Consider the following 471-nt stretch of genomic DNA (forward strand, 5'->3'; position numbering starts at 1 on the left):
CAGGTAGTCCGGGTCGAGCTGCATCGCCTCGAACGGCGACAGCGACTCGTCGTGCAGCACGTACAGATTGCCGAGGATACGGCCGGTCCTGGGATCACGCCGCCGCCGCACCAGGCTGAGCCAGCGCGTCAGCCGCAGCAGCGTCAAGGCGCGCGCCACGGTCTCGTGCGAGGCTTGCGACGCACAGGGCATGGACGCCAGATAGGGGCGGAGCTGGTCGTAGGTAGGAAAGGCGGTCACGCCGTCGTCGTTGAGCTGCAGGCGGAACACCTGCCAGGCATTGCGCTCCAGCGGCGTCAGGCGTCGGTCGAGGAACAGCGCGCGCGGGACGCTCTCGTGCCGGTTGCCGCTGTAGAGAAAGCCGTCCTGGCTCGGCGCCGCGCCCTGCGCCGGTTCCTTTGGCTCAAGGTGCCGCAGCGCCTCGTCGAACAACGCCGACAGCGCAACCGGGCCTTCGCGCCGTGGTGCGCC

1 protein-coding gene is annotated in these 471 nt (G+C 69.9%); it reads right to left on the reverse strand.

From position 1 onward, the window contains the following. On the reverse strand, positions 1–471 hold a 471-nt coding region (locus ACR6JA_RS22360; RefSeq protein ID WP_494599606.1), incomplete at both ends, for an STY4528 family pathogenicity island replication protein.

This window comes from Cedecea sp. B1(4), from assembly GCF_059414925.1.